The 20,009-nt window shown below is 61.0% G+C and carries 14 protein-coding genes; 6 read left to right on the top strand and 8 right to left on the bottom strand.

What is annotated here, in order from left to right:
* Positions 1-85: 85 nt before the first annotated feature.
* From E8M77_RS10770 to trxA, 6 genes are all read left to right on the top strand, one after another.
* The gene (locus E8M77_RS10770) at positions 86-2,581 is read left to right on the top strand and encodes a PAS domain-containing sensor histidine kinase (RefSeq protein ID WP_246659217.1); all 2,496 of its coding nucleotides are present in this window, start codon (positions 86-88) and stop codon (positions 2,579-2,581) included.
* The gene (gene tsaE, locus E8M77_RS10765) at positions 2,578-4,092 is read left to right on the top strand and encodes a tRNA (adenosine(37)-N6)-threonylcarbamoyltransferase complex ATPase subunit type 1 TsaE (protein ID WP_137130646.1); all 1,515 of its coding nucleotides are present in this window, start codon (positions 2,578-2,580) and stop codon (positions 4,090-4,092) included. The genes E8M77_RS10770 and tsaE overlap by 4 nt, the downstream gene beginning before the upstream one ends.
* A 10-nt stretch (positions 4,093-4,102) precedes the next feature.
* Positions 4,103-4,834 (top strand): nucleotidyltransferase family protein, encoded by a 732-nt coding sequence (locus E8M77_RS10760; RefSeq protein ID WP_137130645.1) that lies wholly within the window; start codon positions 4,103-4,105, stop codon positions 4,832-4,834.
* A 2-nt stretch (positions 4,835-4,836) separates the two neighbouring features.
* The gene (gene addB, locus E8M77_RS10755; protein WP_137130672.1) at positions 4,837-8,043 is read left to right on the top strand and encodes a double-strand break repair protein AddB; all 3,207 of its coding nucleotides are present in this window, start codon (positions 4,837-4,839) and stop codon (positions 8,041-8,043) included.
* Entirely contained in the window at positions 8,036-11,602 is a 3,567-nt protein-coding gene (addA, locus tag E8M77_RS10750; RefSeq protein WP_137130644.1) for a double-strand break repair helicase AddA, read from the top strand. The genes addB and addA overlap by 8 nt, the downstream gene beginning before the upstream one ends.
* A 72-nt stretch (positions 11,603-11,674) precedes the next feature.
* Positions 11,675-11,995: a thioredoxin gene (trxA, locus tag E8M77_RS10745; RefSeq protein ID WP_137130643.1), complete on the top strand. Its 321-nt coding sequence runs from the start codon at positions 11,675-11,677 to the stop codon at positions 11,993-11,995.
* A gap of 76 nt (positions 11,996-12,071) precedes the next feature.
* Here the strand turns inward: trxA and E8M77_RS10740 are convergent, their stop codons facing one another.
* The 8 genes from E8M77_RS10740 to phaZ all read right to left on the bottom strand — a co-directional run bounded on the left by E8M77_RS10740 (position 12,072) and on the right by phaZ (position 19,891).
* Complete coding sequence (locus E8M77_RS10740; protein WP_137130642.1) at positions 12,072-13,415, bottom strand: folylpolyglutamate synthase/dihydrofolate synthase family protein; 1,344 nt, start codon at positions 13,413-13,415, stop codon at positions 12,072-12,074.
* A 25-nt stretch (positions 13,416-13,440) separates the two neighbouring features.
* Positions 13,441-14,322 (bottom strand): acetyl-CoA carboxylase, carboxyltransferase subunit beta, encoded by an 882-nt coding sequence (accD, locus tag E8M77_RS10735; RefSeq protein WP_137130641.1) that lies wholly within the window; start codon positions 14,320-14,322, stop codon positions 13,441-13,443.
* A 39-nt stretch (positions 14,323-14,361) separates the two neighbouring features.
* Positions 14,362-15,201 (bottom strand): tryptophan synthase subunit alpha, encoded by an 840-nt coding sequence (trpA, locus tag E8M77_RS10730; RefSeq protein WP_137130640.1) that lies wholly within the window; start codon positions 15,199-15,201, stop codon positions 14,362-14,364.
* A 2-nt stretch (positions 15,202-15,203) separates the two neighbouring features.
* Positions 15,204-16,424, bottom strand: coding sequence for a tryptophan synthase subunit beta (trpB, locus tag E8M77_RS10725; RefSeq protein ID WP_137130639.1), 1,221 nt, complete (start codon positions 16,422-16,424; stop codon positions 15,204-15,206).
* On the bottom strand, positions 16,421-17,092 hold the full coding sequence (locus E8M77_RS10720; RefSeq protein WP_137130638.1) for a phosphoribosylanthranilate isomerase: 672 nt from the start codon (positions 17,090-17,092) through the stop codon (positions 16,421-16,423). The genes trpB and E8M77_RS10720 overlap by 4 nt, the downstream gene beginning before the upstream one ends.
* Before the next feature lie 89 nt (positions 17,093-17,181).
* Positions 17,182-17,943: a SprT family zinc-dependent metalloprotease gene (locus E8M77_RS10715; protein WP_137130637.1), complete on the bottom strand. Its 762-nt coding sequence runs from the start codon at positions 17,941-17,943 to the stop codon at positions 17,182-17,184.
* Between the two features lie 92 nt (positions 17,944-18,035).
* The gene (locus tag E8M77_RS10710) at positions 18,036-18,461 is read right to left on the bottom strand and encodes a DUF2852 domain-containing protein (protein ID WP_137130636.1); all 426 of its coding nucleotides are present in this window, start codon (positions 18,459-18,461) and stop codon (positions 18,036-18,038) included.
* 149 nt (positions 18,462-18,610) lie between these two features.
* A complete protein-coding gene (gene phaZ / locus E8M77_RS10705) occupies positions 18,611-19,891 on the bottom strand; it encodes a polyhydroxyalkanoate depolymerase (protein ID WP_137130635.1) in 1,281 nt (426 codons plus the stop codon).
* Between the last annotated feature and the right edge of the window lie 118 nt (positions 19,892-20,009).

The following is a 20,009-nucleotide window of genomic DNA, read 5'->3' as shown; positions in this document are numbered from 1 at the left end:
AATGGCGGTAAAAATCATGGCTCATTTCAAAAGAGCACAAAACAGTGACGGCAGCGACGAGGCTCCGGCACAGACTTCACGATTGATGGCGGGACGCGTGGCGAAAAAGGGCACTTCCGGCCTCGGACGACTGTATCATCTGGGCCGTGCGGCGCTGGCAGGGTCTGCGCTTTCCGGCATGACCGGGATTGCGCTTGCGCAGGATCGCGGATTGCCCGCGGCACGCCTCTTCACATCGTCCGAAGTCATCTTCTCCTCGCTTGCTGTCGGCGCCATTTCGGCGGCCCTACTCTCGACGATCTGGCTGGTTCGCCAACGCGGCAATCTGGAAGCCGAAGGCCAGGAGATGCGCGGCGCGCTTTCCGACGCCCAGCAGCAGATCTCCAAATACGAAGCCCTGATCGCCGACAAGAACCGGCGCATCGTCATCTGGGAAGCTGGCCCTTCGCGGCCCGAGTTCCTCGGCCAGTTGCCGCCGGAAACCGGTGCGCCGATTGATGACCGCGACTTCCTCGCCTTCGGTCGCTGGATCAAACCCCATTCCGCTGGCGAACTGGAACATGCTGTCGAGGCGCTGCGTGGCAATGCCCGTTCCTTCGATATGGTGATCGAGACACATCGTGACGAGATCCTGGAAGTCCAGGGCCGCGTTTCGGGCGGCAAGGCCTTCGTGCGCTTCATCGCGCTCAACAATCTGCGTGCCGAGCTTGCCGAACTGAAGATCGAGCGGGAGCGGTTGGTGTCGTCCATCGGTCTCTTCCAGTCGCTGCTGGATGCGCTCGAGCATCCAGTCTGGCACCGCGATACGGAAGGGAACCTCGCCTGGGTCAACCATGCCTATGGCGAGGCCGTGGAAGCCAATAGTCCCGCCCAGGCCGTTCGTGAAACACGCGAATTTCTCGGCACCATTGCGCGCGAAAAGATCCGCGCCAGCGTTACCGTCGATTCACCCTTCCATGATCGTGTGTCGACTGTCGTGCGCGGCAACCGGACCGTTTTCGATGTCGTGGATGTCGTGGGCAAGGCCGGATCGGCCGGCATGGCAACCGATGTCTCTGAAGCCGACTCGGTGCGTGCCGAACTAGACCGCACACTGAAAAGCCATGCCGAAACGCTCGACCATCTGGCAACGCCGGTTGCCATATTCGATCGCCAGCAGCGGCTGCAGTTCTACAATCAGGCTTTCGTGCGCCTATGGGATCTCGACCTCGGCTTCCTGGAAAGTCGGCCCGACAACAATGAATTGCTCGACCGACTGCGCAGCCAGAACAAGGTTCCAGAACAGTTGAACTGGCGCAACTGGAAGGAAAGCGTACTATCCGTCTACCGGGCGCTCGACACGCAGACCAACCGCTGGCATCTGCCAAACGGCCAGACGCTGCAGGTGATCGCGACGGCGCACCCGCAGGGCGGCGCAACCTGGGTCTTTGAGAACCTCACTGAACAGGTTGATCTTGAAACCCGCTACAATACGCTGGTGAAGGTTCAGGGCGAAACGATCGATCATCTGGCCGAAGGCGTTGCCGTTTTCGGACCCGACGGTCGCATCCGCCTGTCCAATCCGGCCTTCCGCGCGCTTTGGGGCATCACGGAAGATCAGACGAAACCTGGCACCCATATCAAGGCCATCGAAGCGGCCTGCGCCATGGAATATGACCGACCGGACGGCTGGCGCCTGTTCGGCCAGATGCTGACCAATTTCGACGACGAGCGCCCCTCGCTGCAGGGCACGTTCGAACTGTTTTCCGGCATCGTGCTGGATTATGCCGTCATTCCCCTGCCCAATGCCCAGACCATGCTGACCTTCGTCAACGTGACGGACAGTGCGAGGGCCGAACGGGCGCTGAAGGAAAAGAACGAAGCGCTGCGCAAGGCAGACGAATTGAAGAACGATTTCGTCCAGCATGTTTCCTACGAGCTGCGCTCACCGCTCACCAATATTATCGGCTTTACCGATCTCCTGAAGACGCCCGGCATGGGCACGCTCAGCGAACGGCAGGCCGAATATGTCGATCACATCTCGACCTCCTCTTCGGTACTCCTCACCATCGTCAACGACATTCTCGATCTCGCAACCGTCGATGCGGGCATTATGGAGCTTTCCTATTCCGAGATGGATATCGACGATCTGCTCGACGATGTATCCATGCAGATTGCCGACCGGCTGCAGGAAAATGCCGTGACGCTGGAGATCATTGCGGCAAAGGGCCTTGGCCTGATCGTTGCCGACCAGCAGCGCCTGAAGCAGATCCTCATCAAGCTGATCACCAATGCCGCCAATTTTGCGCCGGAAGGCTCGACCGTCACCTTGAGCAGCTGGCGAAGCGGCACCGACTTCTTCTTTACCGTGGCCGACAAAGGCCCCGGCATGAGTGAAGACATGCTGAAAACCGTATTCGACCGTTTCTCCAGCGGCAAGGGCGGCAAGCGCAGCGGCGCCGGCCTTGGCCTTTCGATCGTCGAAAGCTTCGTGCACCTGCACAAGGGCGAGGTGAAGATCGACAGCCGCCCCGGTGAGGGAACGACCGTCACCTGCCGCATCCCGAGCGCCATGGCGGCACGGTCCGTCGCTGCCGAATGACGCAGAACGACCCGATTGTCATTTCACTGTCGGATGAGGCGGAGACGATCCGGCTCGGCGAGGATCTGGCACTTGCGCTGAAGGCTGGCGATTGCCTGGCTCTGACCGGCGATCTGGGTGCTGGAAAGTCTACGCTGGCCCGCGCTTTGCTGCGGGCCATGGCCGATGATGCCGATCTTGAAGTGCCAAGCCCCACCTTCACGCTCGTGCAGTCCTATGACCTGCGCATTCCCGTTGCCCATTTCGATCTCTACCGGTTGGCCGATGGCTCGGAGCTGGATGAACTCGGTTTCGACGAAGCGCTGAATGACGGCATATGCCTTGTGGAATGGCCGGAAATGGCCGATCGCGAACTACCGTCGGAACGTATCCGGCTGACGCTTCTGCAGGATGGCGAAGGCCGAAGCGCAAAGATCAGCGGGCCGGCACCGGCCATGGACCGTATCCGCCGCGTGCTGCTGATCCGGCAGTTTTTGGGTGAGCACGGACACGGACTCGACCAGCGCCGCTTCCTGACCGGCGATGCATCTCTGCGCGCCTATGAACGGCTGCATGCGCCGGATGGCGAAAGCTTCGTGCTGATGGACTGGCCGCGGCGACCCGATGGCCCGCCCGTTCAGGGGGATAAGCCCTATCCCAAGGTCGCGCATCTGGCAGAAGACATCGATCCCTTCGTGGCGATTGCCCGGCATCTGGCAGAATGCGGACTGCGCGCGCCAGACGTTCTGGCAGGCGATCATCAGAACGGCCTGCTGCTGCTGGAGGATCTCGGATCTGAAGGCGTGCTGGACAAGCACGGCGCGCCGATTGCCGAGCGCTATCTCGCCGCCATTGACTGTCTTGCGCATCTGCATGGCACGGATCTTGAGCAAGACCTGCCCACAATGGACAACCGCACGCACAGTGTGCCGGCTTTCGACCCGATTGCGATGAAGATCGAAGCGAGCCTGATCCTCGACTGGTATCTGCCCTGGAAACGCCAGGGCGCTAAGGCAAGCGAGGCCGAGCGCCTGGCCTATTTCAACATCTGGGATGCGCTGATCGACCGTCTGCTGCGCGCCGAGCATCATCTGTTGCTGCGGGACTACCATTCGCCTAACCTCATCTGGCAGCCACACGAAGTCGGGGTTTGCCGCATCGGTCTCATCGATTTCCAGGATGCCATGATCGGCCCGACAGCCTATGACGTGGCATCGCTGGTTCTCGATGCGCGGGTGACCGTTCCGCAAACGCTTGGCTCAGAACTCCTCGCCCGCTATTGCGATCTGCGCCGTCTGCAAGGGCCTTTCGATGAAAACGGCTTCCATGAGGCCTTTGCCATCATGGCCGCACAGCGCAATTGCAAGCTTGCCGGCATCTGGGTTCGGTTGAAACAGCGCGATGGCAAACCCGGCTATATGCAGCACATGCCGCGCACCATGGACTATCTGCAATCCGTGCTCGCACATCCGGCCCTTGCACCCTTGCGCGACTGGATGACAGAGGCTGGAATCAATTTCCGCGAATCATAGGCTTGTTCACATGACCATCGAGAACGCCATGGTGCTGGCCGCAGGGCTTGGCACCCGACTTCGTCCCATCACCGAGCGCATGCCGAAGCCGCTGGTGCAGGTCGGGGGACGACCGATGATGGATTATGTGCTCGATGCACTGGCCGAGGCCGGTATCAAGCGTGTCTGTGTCAACGTCCACCACCACGCCGACCAGATGGAAGACTACCTTTCGCGCCGACACGATCTGGACTTCGTCATTTCGGACGAGCGGGCCATGCTGATGAATTCGGGCGGCGGCCTGGCGAAAGGGCTGAAGCTCCTGCCGTCCGGTCCTGTTCTTGTCATGAATGCCGACCTGTTCTGGGTCGGCGAACCGGTTGGCGAGGCCTCCAATCTTACCCGGCTCATGGAGTTTTTCGACCCGTCGCGCATGGACATGGCCATGCTCTGCGCCGCCATGGATTGCGTCATCGGCCATGATGGCAAGAAAGATTTCCATCTGGCCGAAAACGGCCGTCTGACGCGCTACAGGGACGATGATACCAACCCGGTCGTCTATGCCGGCGCCTTTGCCATGCAGTCCGACTTTTTGAGCGATGCGCCGGATGGTGCGTTCAACCTGAATATCTATTTTGACCGCGCCATTGCAAAGGCGAGACTCTACGGCATTCCGCTGCACGGAGACTGGATTACTGTCGGTTCTCCGCAGGGGCTTGCGGAAGCGGAAGCCTTTCTGGCAACTCGTGCGTGCCCCGCATGACAATCGAACCAAAGCGCCAGAAACGCATCCTCACCATTCCACCCGCCGCTCCCTTTCTGCGCACTGTTGCCGCAACGCTGTGCGACGGAACGCTTTTGCCGTCCTTCCGCTATGATGCCGGCGATCCGCTGTCCCTGTCGAATGTGCTGATCTATGTGCCGACGCGGCGCGCCGCGCGCGTGCTGCGTTCGGAATTCGTCGATCTCCTGGGCGGCCGTTCCGCCATCCTGCCGGTCATCCGCCCACTTGGCGAAACCGATGACGATGCGGGCTTTTTCGACCTTGTCGCGCCAGAAGAAATGGATCTGGCACTGCCGATCAGCAGCACGGCCCGGCTTCTGGAGCTTGGCCGGCTGATCCTTGCCTGGCGCAATGCTCTGCCGACAGCAATTCTCGACGTGCATCAGGAATCGCCGCTCGTGGCTCCGGCAAGCCCCGCCGATGCCATCTGGCTGGCGCGGGCGCTCGCCGAACTCATCGATGCCATTGAGACAGAAGAGCGCGACTGGACGGATCTCGACAAGCTCAACACTGGCGAACATTCGCTCTGGTGGCAGCTGACGGCGGAATTCCTGAAGATTGCCAGCGGCTTCTGGCCAGCGCGTCTGGAGGAATTGCGCCGCTCGTCGCCTGCCCGCCACAAGGCGGCAATCCTCAATGGCGAAGCGCGCCGGATTGGCGAGAAGCAACATGACGGGCCGGTGATCGTTGCAGGCTCCACCGGCTCGGTGCCGGCCGCCGCCAATCTGATTGCCGCCATCTCCGAACTGCCAAATGGCGCCATTGTTCTGCCCGGTCTTGATCTGACAATGGCGGAGGATCAATGGGCCCTGATCGGCGGTAGCGCCCTTGCGCTGAAACCTGACCCTTCAAGCCGCAGCCACCCGCAATATGGCCTGCACCGGCTCCTGGACAAACTGCAGGTGGACCGGGCGGAGGTGGGGGTGCTGGGTACCCCGCCAGACGACCTTACCTGCCGCTCCATGCTTCTGTCGCAAGCCATGGCACCGGCCGATGCGACAGATCGCTGGAATGGCTGGCGCCAGGAAACAGACCCCGCCGCCATCAGCGCCGCCTTTGCCGATGTCAGCCTCATAGAGGCGGCCAATGAACGGGAAGAGGCGGCAGCGATTGCCATTGCCTTGCGGCTGGCGCTGGAAAAACCCGGTTTCGACGGCCAGTCGCAGGCAGCGCTCATCACCCCGGATCGAGCGCTGGCAAAGCGCGTGGCGGGCGAACTGGCACGATTCGGCATCACTGCCGACGACACGGCCGGCACGCCTTTATCGTCCACGCCGCAGGGAACGCTTCTGGCGCTGACGCTGGAGGCAATCCTTCGTCCCGGCGATCCGGTGGCCATCACCGCCCTGATGAAACATCCGCTCGCCTCCTTCGGTCTGGAGGAAGGGTTGCGCGCAGCCGCAGGCGAAGCACTCGAGCTTCTGGCCCTGCGCGGCGGCACCGGCGAACCGGATATAGCCGCGCTGAAGCCGCTTCTCGACAAGCGGTTGAAGGAACAATTAAGCGACCGCCACCCGCCGCAATGGCGCCTGTCGCTCGGTGCAGTGGCGAGCGTCGAAGCGGGCTTGCTTGCCGAAAAGATTGCCGTGGCTGTCGAGCCGCTTGCCTCGGTTCTCGTGGCGCGCCGCCCGGATGGCAGACGGCTCAGCGCACGCCTGCCGCTGTCCGATTGGGCGGAACGCACCGGCCGGGTTCTGGAAGCGATTGCCGCCGATGCGAGCGGCAGCCTGCGTCCACTCTGGACCGGGGAAGCCGGCGAGAGACTGGCAGGCCTTCTCTCCGAGATCATCGAGACCGATGGCCAGATCGAGGCGGACGGTCCGCAATGGATCGACATCATGGCCGCCCTTCTAACCAGCGAGGCCGTCAAGCCAAGGTCGCTCAGCCATCCACGCGTCTTCATCTTCGGCACGCTGGAAGCCCGCCTGCAGCGCGTCGATACGATGATCCTTGGGAGTCTGAACGAAGGCTCCTGGCCGGGCCAGTCCGTCAACAATCCCTTCCTGTCGCGCAGCATGAAGACCGATATCGGGCTTGAGCCACCGGAAAGAAAGATCGGCCAGCTGGCCCATGACTTTCAAATGGCAAACGGCACGCGCCACATCATCTATTCCCGCTCGCTGCGCCAGGGTGGCGCTCCCACCGTCGCCTCCCGCTGGCTGCAACGGCTTCTAGCCCTTGCAGGTGCCGATCTTGGACGTGAGCTGAAGGCCCGCGGCGAAAACTATCGCCATTGGGCGCGAATGCTGGACAAGGCCGGAGACGATGAAAAACAGGCACTTGGCAAGCGCCCTGCCCCGACGGCACCGCCCGAGTTGCAGCCGACGAAATATTCGTTCAGCGAAGTTGGCCGGCTGCGGCGCGATCCCTATTCAATCTATGCGCGCCGCATCCTGAAGCTCGATCCGCTGGAACCGTTCAATGAAGATCCGGGTGCTGCCGAACGTGGCACGCTCTATCACCGGATCATCGAGCATTATACGCGGGCCGCACCACCGCCGGGGACGGCAGAGGCCCTCACGGTCATGAACCGGGTGATCGACGCGGAATTTGGCGCAGAACAACTGCCGATCCATATCGATCAGGTCTGGCGGCCGCGTTTCCGCGAAGTCGCAAAATCCTTCCTGCGCTGGGAGGCCGAGCGGGCGCCGGACATTCGCCGCACCCATACGGAACTGCCAGCCGGATTCGACATTCCCCAAGCCGGCATACGATTGACGGGCATTGCAGACCGTATCGACATCAAGGGATCGGGCAGCGCAGACATTATCGACTACAAGACAGGCCTCAATCCATCGACATCGCAGGCGCGCGCTTTGCTGGATCCGCAGCTGGCGCTTGAGGCAGCAGCCCTTGCTGCCGGCGGTTTCAAGGGGATAGGTGCCGTGCGTCCCGATGACCTTCTCTATGTGCGGCTTCGACCCGGCGAACGTTTCACGTGCGACAAAGTCAATAATGAGGGCGGGCGCGAAACGGCGCGCAGCAAGCCGAAGTCAGCGCTCGAACTGGCCGAGGAATCGCTCAACCAGTTGACCGGCTTCGTCAATCGGCTGCGCTCAGGCGAAGTTGGCTTTGCTTCGCGGCTGATCCCGGTGATGCAGAGCAATTTCGGCGGAGAATATGACCATCTGGCCCGCGTAGCCGAATGGTCGACGGCGGATGCCGAGGAGAGCGACGCCGATGAGTGAGATCTTGAGTTCCGAGACCGAACTGGAAGCGCTGGGCGACGATCCGCACGACTGGCTGGACTGGACGGCGCGTCAGCAGTCGCTGGCCTCAGATCCGGCAAGCTCCGCCTGGGTCTCGGCCAATGCCGGCTCCGGCAAGACACATGTGTTGACGCAGCGGGTGATCCGGCTGCTGCTCGCCGGCTGCCGACCGTCCGCCATCCTCTGCCTCACCTATACCAAGGCCGCCGCCTCGGAAATGTCGAACCGCGTCTTCCAGCGGCTGGCGGAATGGGCCGTGCTTTCCGATGCGGAACTGGCAAGCCGCATTGCCGGCATGGAGGGCCATGAGCCGGATTCCCTCAAGCTGGCAGAGGCGCGCCGCCTGTTTGCCAAAGCGCTGGAAACACCGGGTGGGCTGAAGATCCAGACCATCCACGCCTTTTGCGAGGCGCTGCTGCACCAGTTTCCGCTGGAAGCCAATGTGGCCGGCCATTTTTCGGTGCTGGATGATGCATCGGCCTCCACGCTTCTCGCAGAGGCGCGTCGGTCGCTGCTCACGGCAACCTCTGCGGAAGAGGATTCGGATCTGGCAGAAGCCTTTGCCCATGTGCTGGATCTTGGCGACGAGACCGGGCTTGAAGTGCTGCTCTCCGATATCGTCTCGAACCGCACCGCCATTCGCCATTTCCTGGCGCAGGCGGAGCAAGCCGGAGGCCTAGACGCGCTTTTGCGCGATGCCTTCGGACTTGAAGGCGGAGAGACCGAAGAAACACTTGCCGCAGCCTACTGGCCGCTCGCCGGCCTGAATGGCCGCCGGTTTTCTCTCTATCTGGAACTTGCCGAAAGCAAGGGCGGCGCAAAGGCCGGTGAAGCGGCCTATATGCTGAAGCGGGCTTTCGCAGAAAGTGACGTCTTTGAACGTGCCCGCATTCTCGACCAGGTGTTCCTGACGCTCGTCGGCAAGCCGAAAGCCGACAGTTCGCTCATCGCCAAGGCAATGCTCACGGCGGCACCGGATCTGGCAGAGGCCGTAGCAGCGGCCCGAGACCATGTGGTGGCCTGCCGCGAGAAGCTGCGGATCATGCGCATGTTTGCCGCAACGCGCGCCGCCCTCATTCTCGCCGAACGGCTGAACGAGGATTACGAGGATCTGAAGCGCCAGCGCAGTCTTCTCGATTTCGAGGACCTGATCGGCCGCACCGCCGATCTCTTGACCCGAGACGGGGTGGGCGCCTGGGTGCATTACAAGCTTGATCAGGGCATTGATCATATTCTGGTGGATGAAGCGCAGGATACAAGTCCTGTACAATGGGCGGTGATCAAATCCCTGGCCGAGGATTTCTTCACCGGCCGCAGTGCGCGCGAGACGCGCCGCACGATCTTTGCCGTGGGCGACGAGAAGCAATCGATCTACTCCTTCCAGGGCGCACGACCGGAGCGCTTTGCCGAAGAGAGATCCGAAACGCAAAAACGCGTCGGCCAAAGCGGCCAGCACTTCCACCCCGTGCGCCTGCCTTTGTCCTTCCGCTCCACGGCCGATGTCTTGAGCGCCGTCGATGAGGTGTTTTCGCTGCCCGACAATGCCCGTGGCCTGAGCGCCGTGGGCGATCCCGTCATTCATCGCTCCAACCGCATCGGCCATGCCGGCGCTGTCGATCTTTGGGATACGGTGGCGCCCGAAGTGGCCGAGCTGGAGGATGACTGGACAGCCCCTTTCGACGCAACGCCCGATCGCGCACCCTCTGCCATTCTGGCAGCCCGCATCGCGCATGCAATCGGCGAGATGATCGGCAAGCAGACCATCATCGAGAAGAACAAGGAGCGTGCGATCAGGCCCGGCGATATTCTGGTTCTGGTGCGCAAGCGCGATGCCTTCGTCAATGCGCTGACGCGGGCGCTGAAACGTCGCGGGGAAATCCCTGTCGCCGGTGCCGACCGGCTGAAGCTGACCAACCATATCGCCGTGCAGGATCTGATGGCGCTGGCGCGCTTTGCCCTGCAGCCGCATGATGACCTGTCACTGGCGGCAGCGCTGAAAAGCCCGCTGTTTAATCGCAGTGAAGACGAGGTCTTCCAGATGGCCGCCCTGCGGCCAGACAATACCAGCGTCTGGAGCCATATGCGCCAGCTGACTGAAGCTGGATCGGGCGAGTTTCCAGGGCTTGTCGCACAGCTTGAGCGATTGATCACCATGGCGGGGCGCTTCAGCGTCTATGATTTCTTTGCCCGGATTCTGGGCGCGGAAGGCGGGCGCAAACATTTCCTTGCCCGGCTTGGCAGCGAGGCCGGCGATATTCTCGATGAGTTCCTCAGCCTTGCCCTCGCCCATGAGACGAATGCGCTGCCGGGTCTGCAATCCTTCATCTCGACGCTCGAGCTGGAAACACCGGAAATCAAGCGCGAGCAGGATAGCGGGCGCGACGAGGTGCGCATCATGACAGTGCATGCCTCCAAGGGGCTCGAGGCGCCGGTTGTGTTCCTGGTCGATAGCGGCTCGAAAGCCTTCATCCCCTCGCATGTGCCGAAATTCCGCTTCCTCAAGATCAATGGCCGCACTGCTCCGGCCTGGGTGCCGATGAAGTCACTGTCCAACGGCTTGACGACTGCTGACGATGAACGGGTGCGGCTGGCAACCGAAGAAGAATACCGCCGGCTTCTCTATGTCGGCATGACGCGCGCCGCCGACCGGCTGATCGTCTGCGGCTATCGCGGCCAGCGGGAAAATGATGAAAGCTGGCAGGCGATGATCGCGCGGGCGCTGTCAGCCAATACCGAGCGCTGCACCGTGGCACGGTTCAGTGGTCCGGATGGAGAATGGGGCGGATATCGCTGGCAGGCGCCGGCCGGCCCCTCACGGCCTTTTGAGCGCCATACAGAAGAGCGGACAAGCCCCCTGGAGCAGGCGCTGCCGGAAGCGCTGTTTCGACCACTGCCACCCTTACCGCCGCTGCCCCGCCCGCTCAGTCCGTCGGGTGCCGGGGTGATGATCGAGGACGAGGATGGCGATGCCGTTTTCGTTTCGCCCCTGTTTGGCGAAAAGGCATCTTCCGGCCTTGCCCTGCAGAAGGGCAGACTGACGCACCGCATGCTGCAAATGCTGCCGGCCCTGCCAAGGTCAGAGCAGGAAGATGCCGCACGCCGCTACCTGTCGCGCACGGCTGCCTTCTGGCGCCCGGCAGAGCGCGAGGCGCTGCTTGCCTCCGTGCTCGCCGTGCTCGGCCATCCGGATCTGCAGACTGTGTTCAGCGGCCATGCACAGGCCGAAGTCTCCATCATGGGGACGCTGCGGCTCAAGGGTCGGGCGCATGCCGTGTCGGGCCGGATCGATCTACTGGCCGTGACACCGGATCGCCGGGTGGTCATTCTCGATTACAAGACCAATCGTTTTGCGCCGAGAACAGCAGAACAGGTGCCTCTGGCGCATCGCGCCCAGCTTGCCATCTATCGGGAGATCCTGCAGCCGCTCTACCCGGACCATGCGATAGAGTGCATTCTCGTTTATACGGAGACTGTCAAGGTCATCACCCTGCCGGGTGACGTGCTGACCCGCTCCCTTGCCGAACTGGTGACAAAGTGAGATAGGCAGGCATTGAATTTTGCGCCGCAGCGCATCACATTCTTGCCAACACCCCTTACGAAGGAGAGCCCCATGGCTACCGTGAAAGTCGACAATTCGAACTTCCAGTCGGAAGTTCTGGAATCCGCAGAGCCCGTCGTCGTGGATTTTTGGGCGGAATGGTGCGGCCCGTGCAAGATGATCGCGCCGAGCCTTGAGGAAATCTCGAATGAACTTGCCGGCAAGGTGAAGGTTGCCAAGCTCAACATCGATGAGAACCCGGAACTGGCGGCCAAGTTTGGCGTCCGTTCCATCCCGACCCTTGCCATGTTCAAGGGCGGTGAAGTGGCTGATATCAAGGTGGGCGCTGCCCCGAAGACCGCGCTGTCTGCCTGGATTTCCGGCGCAGCCTGAGCCTGCCACACCGGCTGAATATGAAGAAGCCCGGCATTGACCGGGCTTTTTTCATGTCTGCTGCACTGAGACGTGATTACTTCGGCGGTGTTCCATTGTCCGCCAATACGTTGCCGGCCAGATAGAGCGAGCCACCGATCAGAATGCGCGGCGGTGCCGCATCATCAACCTGCCGGCTGGCGATTTCCCGCAAGGCATCAGCCACAGTCAAAGCCGGCTCGGCCACCAGACCTGCCTCATAGGCGGAGGTGGCAACCACCACCGGATCAAGCCCGGCATCGCTGCCGCGGATCGGTACGGCAAAGACATATTCGGCAATGTCGGCAAAGGCGCGGAAATAGCCGATCGGATCCTTGGTATTGAGCATGCCGACGACGAGATAGAGCGGACGCGGCTGGCGCTCCTCGAAAGCGGCCATGGCCTCCGCAATGACCTCGCCAGCGCCTGGATTGTGTCCGCCATCCACCCAGATTTCCGCCCCGACAGGTGCCAGTTCGACCAGCGCACCCTCGGTCAGCTTCTGCAGCCGGCCCGGCCATTCGACACTGCTCATGGCCGTTTCCATCATGGCATCGGTTACAGGAAAACCGGCAGCCTTGACGGCGCGGATGGCAGCGGCGGCATTGGCCAGCTGATGGCGACCCGGAAGACGCGGCAACGGCAGATCGGCCAGACCATATTCGTCCTGGTAGACCATGCGGCCAAACTCTTCATGGGCGGTGAAATCCTGCCCATAAACCGAGGTGGGACACCCGGCGCGCTCGGCAGTGGCCACCAGAACCTCGCGTGCCGCATCAAATTCCTGATGGCCAATGACGACCGGTCGGCCCTTCTTGATGATACCGGCCTTTTCAGCGGCGATCAGCTCGACGCGATCGCCAAGATAGGCCTGGTGATCGAAGGAAATCGGCATGATGACGCAGACCGCCGGATCATCGACGACATTGGTGCAATCGAGGCGTCCGCCCATGCCAACCTCGATGACGGCTGCATCCGCCGGCATTTCGGAAAACATCAGGAAGCCGGCGGCGGTCAGGATTTCAAAGACGGTGATCGCCTGGCCGGCATTGGCCTCGGCCACGCGGCGCAGAGCATCCGCCAACACCTTGTCGTTCACAAGCCGGCCGGGCGCGCCCTTGGCACCGATGCGGTAGCGCTCATGCCAGTGGACGAGATGCGGCGATGTGTGGACATGCACGGAATAACCGCCGGCTTCCAGAAGCGCGCGACAGAAGGCCGACACCGAGCCCTTGCCATTGGTTCCCGCCACATGGATCATCGGTGGCAGGCGCAGCTGCGGATTGCCGAGCACTTCAAGCAGACGGCGCATGCGTCCCAGGGTCATGTCATAACCCTTGGGATGCAGCTTCATCAGCTCGTTGATAACCTGTTCAGCCTCGCTATGGGCAACGTCGTTCATGAAACTCCCCGAGGCTTCTGGGATGTTAGGCCGAGAGGGCCAGAGGTGCAGCGTCCGAGGGACGCTTCAGCATGATCTTCAAGAGAGTCGCCAGCGTGGTCGCAATGTCGTGACGCTTGACCACCATATCCACCATACCATGCTCCAGCAGATATTCCGCCGTCTGGAAACCCTCGGGCAGCTTTTCACGCAAAGTCTGCTCGATGACGCGCTTGCCGGCAAAGCCAATCTCAGCACCCGGTTCGGCGATATGCACATCGCCCAGCATGGCATAGGAGGCCGTGACGCCGCCGGTTGTGGGATTTGTCAAAACGACGATATAGGGCAGGCCCTCTTCCTTCAGCATGTTGACGGCAACGGTGGTGCGTGGCAACTGCATCAGTGACAGAATGCCCTCCTGCATGCGTGCGCCACCCGAAGCCGGGAAGATCACCAGCGGGCAGCGCTCGGCCAGCGCCCGCTCGCAGGCCTTGACGATCGCTTCGCCGGCCGCCATGCCCAGCGACCCGCCAATGAAGTTGAACTCATGCACCACGGCCACGAGCTTGACACCCTGCACCTGGCCGAGACCGGCAAGGATCGTATCCTCCTGCTCAGTCTTGACGCGGCTATCCTTCAATCGGTCAGCGTATTTCTTGGAATCGCGAAATTTCAGCGGATCCTGCGCCACTTTCGGCTGCGGCAGGCTCTCGAAAACGCCACCGTCGAAGAGATCGATCAGACGGCTCTTGGCCGGCATTTTCATATGGAAACCGGAGGCAGGAATAACCCACTTATTGTCCTCAAGATCCTTATGAAAAACCATTTCACCCGTTTCCGGGCACTTGATCCAGAGGTTCTCCGGCACTTCCCGGCGACCCAGCATCGAATTGATCCGGGGGCGCACATAGTTGGTGATCCAGTTCACGGGCAAAACTCCTGATTGACCATCGTCAATGTGGTAACTTTATTCGGCGGCAACAAGGCGCGCCGCACGAACACCGGTGGCAAGACCGCGCACCAGCGTCGACACTGCAGAAATCGTATGGCTTGTCGCCTGGTCATTGGCATCCAGGCTGCCGGCAACCTGCGCGACAATGGCCGAACCGACGACGACGCCATCGGCCGCGGCACCGATCGCCTTGGCATGATCGGCAGTCTTCACACCAAAACCAACGCAGACGGGAAGATCCGTATGCGCCTTGATACGGTTGACGGCACCGGCGATCTGCGAAAGATCGGGAAGTGCCGAACCGGTAATGCCGTTCATCGAGACGTAATAGACGAAGCCTGATGTATTGCGCAGCACGGTCGGCAGGCGCTTTTCATCGGTCGTCGGCGTTGCGAGGCGAATGAAGTTGATGTCCTTGGCAATGGCCGGAAGGCAAAGTTCGTCATCCATTTCCGGCGGCAGATCGACAACGATCAGCCCGTCGATCCCGGCCTTGAGCGCCTCATCGAGAAAGCGATCGACGCCGAACGAATAGATCGGGTTGTAATAGCCCATCAGCACGATCGGCGTTGCCTGGTCGCCCTTGCGGAACTCACGGGCAAGGTCGAGCGTCTTTGCGAGCGTCTGGCCACCGGCCAGTGCACGAAAGCCCGCCATCTGGATGGCCGGGCCGTCGGCCATGGGATCGGAAAATGGCATGCCGAGTTCGATCACATCGGCACCGGCCTCCGGTAAAGCCTTCATGATGCCGAGCGAGGTTTCAAAATCCGGATCGCCGCCCATGAAATAGGTGATGAGTGCCGGGCGTCCCTCGGCCTTCAGATCGGCAAAACGCTTGTCCATACGTGCAGTCATGATCAGAGGCCCATCCCAAGAAGTTTGCCGACGGTAAAGATGTCCTTGTCGCCACGCCCACACAGGTTCATCAGGATGATCTGCTCCTTGTCCATGGTCGGCGCGCGCTTGATGACCTCGGCCAAAGCATGGCTCGGCTCAAGTGCCGGAATGATGCCCTCCGTGCGGGTCAGCATCTGGAATGCGGCCAGCGCCTCGTCATCCTTGATCGGGACATATTCGACGCGACCGACATCGCGCAGCCAGGAATGCTCCGGCCCAATGCCGGGATAATCGAGACCGGCGGAAATCGAATGACCTTCCTTGATCTGTCCGTCGTCATCCTGCAGCAGATAGGTGCGGTTGCCATGCAGTACGCCCGGCCGACCGGCGGTCAGAGAGGCGCAATGTTCCTCACCGTCCAGGCCCTTGCCGCCCGCCTCGACGCCAACAATGCGAACGCTCTCATCATCGAGGAAGGGATGGAAAAGACCGATGGCATTGGAGCCACCGCCAACGGCAGCCACCAGCATGTCCGGCAGGCGGCCTTCGGCTTCCATCATCTGCTCGCGGGCTTCCTTGCCGATCACCGACTGGAACTCGCGCACCATTTCCGGATAGGGATGCGGGCCAGCTGCCGTGCCGATGATGTAATAGGTATCCTCGACATTGGTAACCCAATCGCGCAGCGCCTCGTTCATCGCATCCTTCAGCGTGCCATTGCCCGAAGTGACCGGGATCACCTCGGCGCCCAGCAGCTTCATGCGGAAGACGTTCGGCGCCTGACGCTCGACATCGGTTGCGCCCATATAGACCACGCAAGGCAGGCCAAAGCGGGCAGCAACGGTTGCGGATGCAACGCCATGCTGTCCGGCACCGGTTTCGGCTATGATCCGCTTCTTGCCCATGCGCTTGGCCAGAAGGATCTGGCCGATGCAATTGTTGATCTTGTGGCTGCCCGTATGGTTGAGCTCGTCGCGCTTGAAATAGATCTTTGCGCCACCCAGCTCAGCCGTCAGGCGCTCGGCAAAATACATGGGGCTCGGTCGGCCGATATAGTGGGTGCCCAGATGCTGGAGTTCCGCCTGGAACGTCGGATCGGTCTTTGCCTTGTTCCATTCATCCTGCAGATCGAGGATCAGAGGCATCAGCGTCTCGGCGACAAATCGGCCACCATAGATGCCGAAGCGACCATCTTCATCGGGACCGGCCCGGAAGGAATTCGGTTTGAGCACCTGGTTCACGTCTCTACTCCCTTTGATCCCGTCCTGCGCCATTGATCGATTGCATCGAAAAAGGCGTTCATTTTGTGCAGATCCTTCACGCCCGGCGCGCTCTCCACCCCGGATGAAACATCGATGCCACGCGCTTTCGTGGCCGAAAGCGCCAGAGCCACATTATTCGCGTTGAGGCCACCGGAAAGCATGTAATCCACGCTGTCGTCAAGCGCGCCCATGATCTTCCAGTCAAAGGAAACGCCGTTGCCGCCGGGAAGATCCGAGCCTTCGGGCGGCTTGGCATCAAACAGGAAGCGGTCGGCCAGCCCCTCATAGGCGTCGATCTTGCGCAATTCATCTGCGCTGCGCACAGCAAAGGCTTTCATCACCGGCAGGCCGAACATCGCCTTGATGCCCAAGACCTGCTCGGGCGTTTCGCGGCCATGCAGTTGCAGAATATCGGGCTTCAGGAAGGCGATGATTTCTTCCAGTTCCTCGTGATCGGCATCGACGGTCACGGCAACGATCTTGGCCCATCCGCGAACGCGATCGGCCAGAATGCCGGCGGTCATCGCATCGATATGGCGGGGGCTCTTTTCGAAGAAAATGAAACCGATATGCGTGGCGCCGCGTTCCACTGCCAGATCGACAGCGTCCGGCGTCTTCAATCCGCAGATTTTGATGTCTGGTGTCATATGAGGCGAATTCGCACGAATCGGCGGCCAAGTCGAGACCAAAGGCGAGGCTGCGGCTTTGTATCCGCCATGGCCCATGCCAATGCGCGTCAGCTGAAGTCGATCGCATGCAGTTGCGAGCCGTTCTGTTTCAGCCAGCGACGCGCTTCCTCCATGCCGGGACACAACGTTTCGCAGAGCGACCAGAAAGCCGGGCCATGGTTCATCTCTTTCAGATGCGCCACTTCATGGGCGGCCAGATAATCGATGACAAAGGGCGGCGCCATGGCGATCCGCCAGGAAAAGCTTAAGTTTCCATCCCAGGAACAGGAACCCCAGCGGCTTCGGGTATCCTTCATGGCAATTGATTTTGCCGGCTTTCCGACAGCTGCCGCATGGCGGGCAACGAGAGTTTCGAGATCGGCGCGCGCTTCCTTTTTCAGGAACGCGGCAAGCCGTCGACCGAGATGATCCTCAAGACCGCTCACCCGAACCACCGGCTCGTCGCCCTCCTGCCCCACCTCGGTCAAGCCACGCAGCGAACCGGTATGGACGATGCGATGGGCAATGCCGCGCAGGAAAATCCGGCCGCCGGGCCGCAGGTCCCCATCTGTCGAAAACTTGGCGAGCTTGACGCGCAGCCATCCGTCGTGGCGGGCGAGAAAGGAGTCCACCTCGCGCATCTTCAGGCCTTTTGGCACCGTCAGCCGCAGCGCGCGCCCACCCGGCTCGATGCGTAGCGTAATGCGCGATGCCTGGGCATGTTCGCGGATGGTGAGTGGCATCAGGCGTTCGCCAACCTGCAGCGTTCGTTCCGTCTTGACAGGCGGCGCGGCTTTTTTCTTCTGCGGCTTTTTGAGGAGGGCAAACATGAGGCCTGTCTAGCCGATTCGGCGGGCGGAAAGCCAAGAAAAAACCGGCACCCTGTACGGGTGCCGGCAGATGATACTTATCAGCACGGCGGTCAGATGGTGGAGATAGGGCCGTCGGCTCCGCGGTGATTGCCGCGTTCGCGCATGAAGCGATCGAACTCTTCCTGGTCCTTGGCGCGGCGAAGTTCGCGCATGTAGGAATCGAACTCTTCCCGCATTTCATCCAGCTTGCGGCGCTGCTCTTCGATACGGTCGAGCTCTGCCACCCGCCAATCATCGAAGGCGACATTGCCAGTGGCGGAGAAAGGCGTGCCATAGCGGCGGCTGGACCGGCGAAAACCGGCAAAGAAGCCATCGGCACGGGCATTAGCATCGCGCTTGAAATCCCGCAGCCGCTCACCGAAAATGATGTAGGCGAGCATTGCGAGGCCCAGCGGCCAGAAGACCACGAATCCGAGCACCATCAGGACGATGGTCGCCGGTGTCCAATCGGGACGTATCAATGCTGACTGGTTCATGGGTTGTTTTACCTCGGTTGTCACGGGCGGCGAGATGCCGTTCCGTCGAGAATCGATTTGGTAAGAGCTGACCCAACGTTCAAGAAGCGCCCTTGCCAAATCGGCAAAGGCGCTGTTTTTATTTCAGGAAATCGGCACCTACAGCCGTGTCAGCTGCTCTTGCCGCCTTTGATCACCCGCGTAACCGGGGCGTTGCGGGCCACTCGGCTGTGTTCGCGGGCAAAAGCCAGAATGCGCGGAGCGATTTCCTTGCGGAAGCGCGAGCCGTTGAAAACGCCGTAGTGGCCAACATCCGGCTGTACATAATGCAGCCGCATTGCCTCTGGAATATTGGTGCAGATGGTCTGCGCGGCCTTTGTCTGGCCGACACCGGAAATGTCGTCATTCTCGCCTTCAATGGTCAAAAGCGCGACATTCTTGATCGCCTTCGTATCGACCAGCGCTGCGCGGTGCATCATCTCGCCCTTCGGCAGAGAATGCTTGATGAAGACCGTATCGACCGTCTGCAGATAGAATTCCGCTGTCAGGTCCATCACCGCCAGATATTCATCATAGAAGTCGCGGTGCTTTTCAGCCGATTCACCGTCGTTCTTCACGAGGTGCTGGAAGAACTCCTTGTGCGCCACCACATGCCGGTCGAGGTTCATAGACATGAAGCCGGACAGTTGCAGGAAGCCCGGATAGACTGGTCGCATGAAACCAGCCTGCGGCCATGGCACCGTCATGACGACATTATCCTTGAACCATTTCAGCGGACGATCCTGTGCCAGCTGATTGACGGCTGTCGGGTTGATGCGGGTATCGATCGGCCCACCCATCAAGGTCATTGAGGCCGGAACCAGCGGATCCTCGGCGGCTTCCATGACGGCCACTGCCGCCAGCACCGGCACGGACGGCTGACAGACCGCCACCAGATGCGTATTGGGACCCAGATAATGGATCATGTCGATGACATAGTCGATATAGTCATCAAGGTCGAAAAGGCCTTCCGTCACCGGTACGTTGCGCGCATCGATCCAGTCGGTGATATAAACATCGGCGCCCTTCATCAGCGCCTCGACAGTGCCGCGCAACAATGTGGCATAGTGGCCCGACATCGGCGCAACCACCAGGATCTTCGGGTCTTCGCCATGGCTTTTCGGCAAAGCCCGCTCAAAATGCAAAAGATTGCAGAAGGGTTTCGACCAGACCACTCTTTCGGTGACGGCAACCGTGTGGCCGTTCACTTCTGTGGTGGGGAGCCCAAATTCCGGCTTACCATAACGGCGCGTCATGCGCTCGAAGACTTCAAGACCGGCTGCGTAGCTGCGCCCAAACTCGGTATTGGCCATCGGGTTCATCGGATTGCTGCAGAAGAAGCGCAAGGCTTCCGTGGAGGCGCGCAAAGGCGCCATGGCCGCGTGGTTCAACTCATAGAGCTGGTAAAACATGCAAGGCCACCTTTCTTCTTGGGGCTCTGTCAACCGGGTTTCTGGCCGGCTGCAACACATCTAGCACAGGGAAAGTAAACTAACAGGTTACAAGTGCAGTGCAACATCGCCGCACAGC

It is taken from the genome of Rhizobium sp. FY34 (genome assembly GCF_005222845.1).
Classification (GTDB): domain Bacteria; phylum Pseudomonadota; class Alphaproteobacteria; order Rhizobiales; family Rhizobiaceae; genus Neorhizobium.
The sequence above is the reverse complement of the archived record's forward strand: the minus strand, read 5'-3'. Positions and strand labels throughout refer to the sequence as shown.